This is a genomic window from Pontibacter saemangeumensis, from assembly GCF_039541895.1.
In the GTDB taxonomy this organism is placed as follows: domain Bacteria; phylum Bacteroidota; class Bacteroidia; order Cytophagales; family Hymenobacteraceae; genus Pontibacter; species Pontibacter saemangeumensis.
Genome location: NZ_BAABHC010000010.1, coordinates 126,570 through 133,863, shown reverse-complemented (window position 1 = coordinate 133,863; position 7,294 = coordinate 126,570). Strand labels below are relative to the sequence as shown.

7 protein-coding genes are annotated in these 7,294 nt (G+C 47.6%); 6 read left to right on the top strand and 1 reads right to left on the bottom strand.

What is annotated here, in order from left to right; all coding sequences use genetic code 11:
• Positions 1-615: 615 nt before the first annotated feature.
• From ABD920_RS09945 to ABD920_RS09930, 4 genes are all read left to right on the top strand, one after another.
• Complete coding sequence (locus tag ABD920_RS09945; RefSeq protein ID WP_345158701.1) at positions 616-1,101, top strand: YybH family protein; 486 nt, start codon at positions 616-618, stop codon at positions 1,099-1,101.
• 166 nt (positions 1,102-1,267) lie between these two features.
• On the top strand, positions 1,268-2,116 hold the full coding sequence (locus tag ABD920_RS09940) for an amidohydrolase family protein (protein ID WP_345158699.1): 849 nt from the start codon (positions 1,268-1,270) through the stop codon (positions 2,114-2,116).
• A 166-nt stretch (positions 2,117-2,282) separates the two neighbouring features.
• Positions 2,283-3,152 carry a transposase gene (locus ABD920_RS09935; RefSeq protein ID WP_345158698.1) on the top strand — a complete coding sequence of 290 codons (870 nt, stop codon included), beginning with the start codon at positions 2,283-2,285 and terminating at the stop codon, positions 3,150-3,152.
• The gene (locus ABD920_RS09930; protein ID WP_345158696.1) at positions 3,041-3,820 is read left to right on the top strand and encodes a transposase; all 780 of its coding nucleotides are present in this window, start codon (positions 3,041-3,043) and stop codon (positions 3,818-3,820) included. Before ABD920_RS09935 ends, ABD920_RS09930 begins: the two co-directional genes overlap by 112 nt.
• A gap of 265 nt (positions 3,821-4,085) precedes the next feature.
• On the opposite strand, the gene ABD920_RS09925 is transcribed toward ABD920_RS09930, so the two are convergent.
• A complete protein-coding gene (locus ABD920_RS09925) occupies positions 4,086-5,009 on the bottom strand; it encodes a hypothetical protein (RefSeq protein WP_345158695.1) in 924 nt (307 codons plus the stop codon).
• Positions 5,010-5,424: 415 nt separating this feature from the next.
• On the opposite strand from ABD920_RS09925, the gene ABD920_RS09920 reads away from it, so the two are divergent.
• Together ABD920_RS09920 and ABD920_RS09915 are read left to right on the top strand one after the other, a co-directional pair.
• Positions 5,425-5,700: a hypothetical protein gene (locus tag ABD920_RS09920; protein WP_345158693.1), complete on the top strand. Its 276-nt coding sequence runs from the start codon at positions 5,425-5,427 to the stop codon at positions 5,698-5,700.
• A 233-nt stretch (positions 5,701-5,933) separates the two neighbouring features.
• The gene (locus tag ABD920_RS09915) at positions 5,934-7,076 is read left to right on the top strand and encodes a Fic family protein (RefSeq protein ID WP_345158691.1); all 1,143 of its coding nucleotides are present in this window, start codon (positions 5,934-5,936) and stop codon (positions 7,074-7,076) included.
• Positions 7,077-7,294 lie beyond the last annotated feature (218 nt).

Sequence of the window (7,294 nt, the reverse complement as noted above, 5' to 3'; positions counted from 1 at the left end):
AAATGATTTCATGGTCTTTTTTTGCAAAAGTGCAGGGATGCTGCCGGAGAGTCATTGACTTAAGTCAATAAGATGGGGCAGCTGAACCAAAGAAGCCTGAATGAGCATTCAGAGGAAGATTCTCCACCGACAACTAAAGGCTTTCAAGCTGTGAAGTTTCGTTGGTGTGGCATACACTCCTTCTTTCACAGTCTTTATCCGAGGGGCGGATAGCGGATCTGTTTCAAAGCGGCCACAGAGTATAGCCCCAAAGCTACTTTATAGTCGGTCCTGGTGAACATAACTTTCGTTATAAGGTCTTGCCATAACTGGGCCTAAAGGATATCAAAAGAGACATTCTGTCTTTTGATATCATGTTGAGCCAACTTCTTTGCAACAGTAACCTTATCTAGGATGAGCCGCCTCACGCTCTGTTTTTTCTCTCAAATACTTGCCGTTTTATGAGATTGGAAAACAGACGGAGATTTTATCGATTATGCGTTTAGTAAATAGTATATTCGTTAGTCTAGTCACGGTTAACTGACTAACGGTAGTGAATAAAAGGAATAACTCTTTATGTACCGTGGTAGGTGCTATTTGACAGACCTTACACTTCAATGCTTTAAATATAACGCCATGAAACTGCTTCTTACTTTCGTGTTTCTTTGGGTTTTTGCTCTTGCTTCGCATGGACAAAGTTTATCTTCCAAAGACAGTTTGCAAATCCATTCCATGATGGAGGACTGGAACAAAGCCTGGGACGTGAAAGATTACGTCCTTGCTGCCAAGTGGTACAGCCGTGATGCTCGCTTTACAAATGCCTTTGGTGATAAGCGTAACGGGCAAAAAGAGGTTGAGGCGCTTCTCAAAGAAGTTTTCTCTTTACCGTTTGTTATGTCTGGTAAAAGCGAAACCACAGAACATAGTTATCAGACATTAAGCAGTAGCAATGTCATTGTCCACACTGCTGTTGTCAGGAAAGGGCAGAAAATGCCTGATGGCTCTATTTTACCTGATAGAAGAACAACACATCTAAGAGTATTTCAGCAAGAAAACGATGGCTGGGAAATAAAGGCGCATTTGATTTCCGATGCAAGGGACAAACAATCTCCTAAACACTGAACAGCCGCTACAGCAGCTTTAAAAAACAAGGGCGGAAGGATACGTGCTGAACTAATAAACTTCAATGAACAGAAGAAAGTGAGTGAGACTGAAACTTGTCAAGTACCCTTACTTCCTAAAGCTGTAGAACGTTACCGGCAATGCGGCTAACCAAAAGACATTTCGCATGAGAACAACATTATTACTACTTATGCTTTTGCTCTCCGCTTTTACAATCACATATGGGCAAAAAGTGTTTGACACTCATATTCATGGCGGCGCTAATTCTGTCACACAAGTGGATAAATTGACCTCTGCAGGAGTATATAAAGCCGCAATAAGTACATCATGGGACCTTCAGAAAACTTATAAGTCCTCTATCAATCTTACATTAGTTCACGGATTGATGATTGCTTGCCCAAATGGAAAAGTGCCTTATAGCGACCAATATTGCTATAACGACCAAGAGGACTTTCCGGATATTAAATGGGTCGAAGAACTAATCAAGGAAAATAAAATCCAATACATCGGTGAAGTACTTAGCCAATATTATGGAATTTCACCGTCTGATGAACGGCTATATCCTTATTACGCTCTGGCGGAGAAATACGGGATCCCCGTGGGTATTCACACAGGATTGGCCGGTCCTGATCACGGTTCTCCAAATTTCAAAGTCAGGCTTGGAACGCCCATGCTTTTTGAGGGACTTTTGCAGGAGTTTCCAAGCATTAAGGTTTGGATTATGCATGCTGGCGCTCCCTATTTAGAGGAGACGATGGCAATCATGAAATATTACCGAAATGTTTATGCTGATATATCTGCGATAAATAATCCCTATATATACCCCGAGGCCGACTTTAATAACATAATGAAAAAATTGATCGATGCAGGGCTTGAAGACCGGTTAATGTTTGGATCGGACAACGCCGATATTGATATGGCAATTGAAAGCGTTGAAAAGTTAGAGTTTCTTTCGGTTCAGCAAAAAGAGAAGATTTTTTTCAAAAATGCGGAAGCTTTCTTTAAGTTAAAATAATTTGCAATGCTGGCAACAATGGTAGCTGTCGCACAACTCCTAAGTAGCTTATACTACACGTTAGGACACCCAACCTTACCATTTTTCCGTCTCATTATTCCCACGTGGCTGTTGCACAACCGGTTGGAGATAGCCGTTAAAGGATCATGACCAATTCCTTGTAGCTATGCAGGGCAAGAAGACTTTCAAGGATGAGAAGGAGCTGCTCTTCTCCCTTTCGGCCCACGTGCCGGAGCACAATTTTTACCGACAGCTTAAGCTGCAGTTAAATCTGGACTTTCTCTACGAACTGACAGCGCCCCTCTACGGTAAGTGTGGCCAGCAAAGCATCGACCCGGTGGTATTCTTCAAGCTCTGCCTGGTGGGCTACCTGGAGAACATCGTCTCAGACAGGAAACTTCTTGAGCACTGCGGCCTCCGCCTGGACCTGCTTTACTTTCCGGACTACCAACTCGATGAGCCCCTGCCCTGGCACTCCACCCTCTCCCGTACTCGGCAGCTTTACCCGGAGGCCGAGACCCTGTTCGAAACTCTGTTTGACAGGGTTTTCAGCCTGTGCGTGGAGAAAAGCATGGTGAGGGGTGATACACAAGCTATAGACTCGGCTCCGGTCAAGGCCAAGGCTTCCATGGAGAGCCTGCTGTTAAAGCAGCCAAAAGAGTCTGTGCAACAGCAGGAGACGGACAAACAGCGGACGCTTCAGAAAAACAGAAAACCGGTACAGCCTATCACCGCTCCCGCCCATCAGCTGCGGAAGCTGGCAAAGCACCAGGAAAATCTTGAAAGGCTTCCCTCTGTGTCAGGAGCAGGTCATGAAAAGGCAAAGCTGGTCAGCTGGCAAGACACATTATTCCCCGCACGACCCGGATGCCCGCATATCAGTAAAACCGGGAAAGGCCAGGAAGCTCTGGCTACCATTGCAGCATGGCTGTTGATACGGCCAAAGGTGTTATTTCCCACATCCGGGCGGACTTTGCCGACGGCAGGGACAGCCAGCACCTGCCTTCCCTTGTCACACAGGTGCAAAGCAGGCTGAAAGCCAATGGCCTGCTGATGCAGGACCTGCTGGCCGATGCCGGCTACTCCAACGGCTCTAACTATTTCATGCTCGAGCAGCAGGGCATCACAGGCTGGATCCCCGTGTTCGGGATGTACAAGCCCGAGATTGCCGGCTTTCCCTATGACAAGGAGAAGGACCGCTACATCTGCCCCATGGGAAAGCCACTCCCCTTCAAGGGCTTTGACCGCACTGCGGACGGCAGGCTGTTGAGAAACTACTGGGCAGCGCCCAGTGACTGCAGGCAGTGCGCGTCCAAACCCACGTGTGCCCCCAAGGCCCGGTGCCGGAAAATTACCCGCACAGCTTATGACGAGCAGTACCTGAGGGCATATGCCCGGCAGCAAAGCAGGCGGGGCAAGCGCATGAAAAAGCTTCGCCAGAGCACGGTGGAGCCGGTCTTCGGGAGCCTGGTAGATCACTATGGGCTGCGCAGAGTTGGCGTGCTGGGAAAGTCGGGTGCCCATAAAGCCATGCTCCTGGCTGCCGCTGCATTTAATATAAGAAAGTACATGAGGTATAAGCCGAAGAAGTCTGTGAGCATGGCAATAGCAATGGAAAGGGAGCAGCCACATGCCCATACCTTCAGCTATTGGTTTCACCCCTGTCGCTTGCCCACAATCGGAGAGAGGAGCGTTGTGAATTAATTCAGAATAAAAGCTGCTAAAAAGTATGCTGGAAGCTGAGTTGTGCAACAGCCACACAGTTTGAATTACACTCCCCGTGAGGTAAATATTTTTTCCTCTTACTATAAGATGAAAAATCATATATAAGCTACCAAGTTCAGTCCGTTTCACTGATAGCAGGCGTTATAGAACAAGGAAGGCTCCCCGTGATGAGGAGCCTCTTCTTTTATGAGCTTATAAGCTAAGTTATGTCAAGCAAGAGGAACGAACTTAGCTAAAAAGCCTTCTAGTGCTTTCTAGCAGTTTTGAGTGCTGTGTTCTTCACTTCAAATTTATTTTCAATTCTGATACTTGAGTCAAAGTTTCCCTCATGGCTGATAATGACCTTTCCCCCGACCGTGTAAGTGCCTGCTTTAACAGGGGTGTACAACAGAATATAATGAGGTCCCGACCTTATAACCTTTGGTTTTAAGTTAACGCCATCTTCGGCCCCTTTACAAGTCACCTTAGAGAAATCCAAGCCTATTTTAGATAAGTAAGTTCCATTGGTATTAACAGTTGAGGATACTGTATCTTTCGTGCCGTACTCTTCCTCCTCTAAAGGTGAGGGAACAACAAAAGTATAGGCATAACCTGTACCAAGAGAACTGCTGAAATCGGCATTAACAGTTAAGTACACTGTATCTCTAGTATTGTATTTTTCTCTATCTAAATAAGAGGGAATAACAAAGGAATAGCCATAACCTGTACCAAGGGAAGCTTTGTAATGCATTAATAGCATTCCTTCAGCGACAGTAGTCAAATATAGAAGGTTATAATACTTCAGACTATCTGCTGAGGAGCGCAGTTGATTCTTTGTTTCCTTGATGGAATACGGCAATTCCCCGCCGTCTCTACTATGCTTAGAGTATCTTGCCTCCACTGAATCAGAGTAGAGCAGTAGGTTTTCAATGGTTCGCTCTTTCATAAAATTTCTTCTCCAGGAGACAATCTGATCGCAATCAGCGGCTATGATCGAGTCCCTGGGATCTCCTAATTCTTCAGGACCTCTTAATTCTTCATAGTAGGCTATGACTGAGGAAAATGCTTGCTCATTAAAGGCTATATTCCGCATGCAACTATCCCTTTTAATCATCAGTTCAAGGTCATCTGATTTCTTGGAGCACGAAAACAATAAAAGAACAAGCAGAAATGGTATAGCTGATTTCATTAAATAGTACCTGATTATGGTATAAATGGAACCAAATATACTATAAAAACATATCGGCAGTTCCTAACCTCTTCTACTTCGAGCTGTGGAGGCTGAGCTAATAACAAACATTATGTAAGTTCAGAGATTAATTACACCTGTTGCTGAGCCGCCAAGGCCAGGAAGACCCCAAAATGATTGACTATTAAGCAACATCCTGCTTGAGACCCTTGCCAATTAAGTACTGGGATGCTGCGGGACTGGCTTCACACTACAGGAGCGCAGGTTGATCTTCTACAGGATTCGTCTTTCATCACCAGGTCCGGCATCTCTGCTACTTCTTCCCTTCTGTAACCAGCAAGTAGTCTTCAGAACTGGAAGGCTGATGATTTAAAAGGCACTTCCTGATGAGAAGTCAAGGACTTTTTTGAATAACATGCATCGCGCTAGAGCGGGCCAGTTGCTGCGGCGGGTCAGTCCCCACCCGCGAAGGAACCCCTCCCCGGCAAGCTTTGCCCCCACCGTCCAGCACTCCGCCAAATGCTGCGCCTTTGCCGGAGAGCTTCCCGTAGCTGGCCACCGTTCAGTCAGCCTCCTCACTGTGCTGCGCTTCGTTCCCCGGCTGCCGGAACAGTGGCTTTCCCACCCGCGCAAAGCAAGCGCCGCCCTTGGAGCTGCAACGCTTTTTTATTCCACGCTCTCGTTTCAGTAGCACATGGGCTTAATTACAAAAGGGCAAAAAGGTAATGAAGTTAATTACCTGCATGAGCCTAATGAGAAGATTCATTGTCAACGCCTTCTGTTATGACCCGACATCCTGCTATGCCTCTTATAATTCTGTTCACTATAAATGACAAAGGTAAACTATAAATATCGTTAGTTTACTTTTGAGCCTGAAAGTAAACTAACGATATTCATGGTTTACTTTCGCAAAAAAAAGAAAGCATGGCGATACAGCTCGAGAAGTACAAGGCAGGCCATTGGCAGCCAGGAACAGGGTATAAATATTTTCTGCCTGTAAAAGTGAACGACCAATGGCAATGGGCCGACGCCCAGCTCAACACTTTGCTGGAAAAGGCTTCCATCCGGCTAGGGGAGCTGAACTCTTATGCCAGGCTGGTGCCGAACATTGATTTATTTATATCACTCCACGTGACAAAGGAAGCCGTGGTATCCAGCCGGATCGAGGGAACGCAGACTAACATCGCCGAAGCGATGCTACCGGAAGAGGAGATCACACCGGAAAGAAGAAATGACTGGAAGGAGGTAAACAACTATACCCATGCCCTGAACGAGGCCATCAAAAGCCTGAGCAAGCTGCCGCTGTCTTCCCGCCTGCTCAGGCAGGCGCACCAGAAGTTGATGACGGGTGTAAGAGGAGAGCACAAGCTGCCTGGCGCGTTTCGCAGCAGCCAAAACTGGATTGGCGGCAGCGGGCCGGCCGATGCCATCTTCGTACCGCCGGCACATGTGCATGTGGACGAGCTGATGGGCGACCTGGAGAACTTCCTGCATAATGACCAGATCAGCGTGCCGGCACTCGTGCGGATAGGTATAGCGCACTATCAGTTCGAAACCATACACCCTTTCCTGGATGGGAACGGCCGTATTGGCCGGCTGCTGATCACGCTGTTCCTGGTGGACCAGGACATCCTGCATCAGCCGCTTTTGTATCTGTCCTCCTATTTCGAGAAAAACAAGTCCCACTATTACGATAACCTGACACGGGTCCGGGAAAAGAACGACATGCTCCACTGGCTTAAGTACTTTCTTATCGGCGTGGAGAAGACAGCCCAGGAGGCGGTAGAGACGCTCTCAAAGGTTATCACGCTAAAGCAGGACCTGGAGAACAGCCTCCACCGGGAATGGGGAAGGCGCACGCAGTCGGCCTTGAAACTGCTCCTCCAGCTGTTTGAGCATCCGGTAGTGACGGTGAAAGAGGCCCAGAGCATCTGCCAGCTCAGTAAGAAAGCAGCAGGAGAATTGATTGAAAGCTTTGAGAAGGCAGGCATACTGGTAGAGCAGACCGGTCAGAGCCGCAACCGCATCTACCTCTTCGCTCCCTATGTAGAGCTTTTCAAGGGTTGATGCCATACCCAGCCTGAAGCCTCTCCACACCGGCGGGGCTCTTTCACATCCCCCCATCGGCTCCTCCAGGCTGACCATCTCCAGGTAAGGCTCCAGGCAGGCTTTGCTTTTAAAGCCGCGCACGGTCTTCACCTGGTTATCCTCCGGGGAGTACCACAGCTCCGCAAAGAACCCGCCCATGTGGTAGAGCACCACGCTCAGGTTGGGGACAGTGCGGT

Bases quoted from the DNA above. Each gene is read 5' to 3' on its own strand.
- ABD920_RS09945 (WP_345158701.1), top strand. From the start codon at position 616: ATGAAACTGCTTCTTACTTTCGTGTTTCTTTGGGTTTTTGCTCTTGCT.
- ABD920_RS09940 (WP_345158699.1), top strand. From the start codon at position 1,268: ATGAGAACAACATTATTACTACTTATGCTTTTGCTCTCCGCTTTTACA.
- ABD920_RS09935 (WP_345158698.1), top strand. From the start codon at position 2,283: ATGCAGGGCAAGAAGACTTTCAAGGATGAGAAGGAGCTGCTCTTCTCC.
- ABD920_RS09930 (WP_345158696.1), top strand. From the start codon at position 3,041: ATGGCTGTTGATACGGCCAAAGGTGTTATTTCCCACATCCGGGCGGAC.
- ABD920_RS09925 (WP_345158695.1), bottom strand. From the start codon at position 5,009: ATGAAATCAGCTATACCATTTCTGCTTGTTCTTTTATTGTTTTCGTGC.
- ABD920_RS09920 (WP_345158693.1), top strand. From the start codon at position 5,425: ATGCATCGCGCTAGAGCGGGCCAGTTGCTGCGGCGGGTCAGTCCCCAC.
- ABD920_RS09915 (WP_345158691.1), top strand. From the start codon at position 5,934: ATGGCGATACAGCTCGAGAAGTACAAGGCAGGCCATTGGCAGCCAGGA.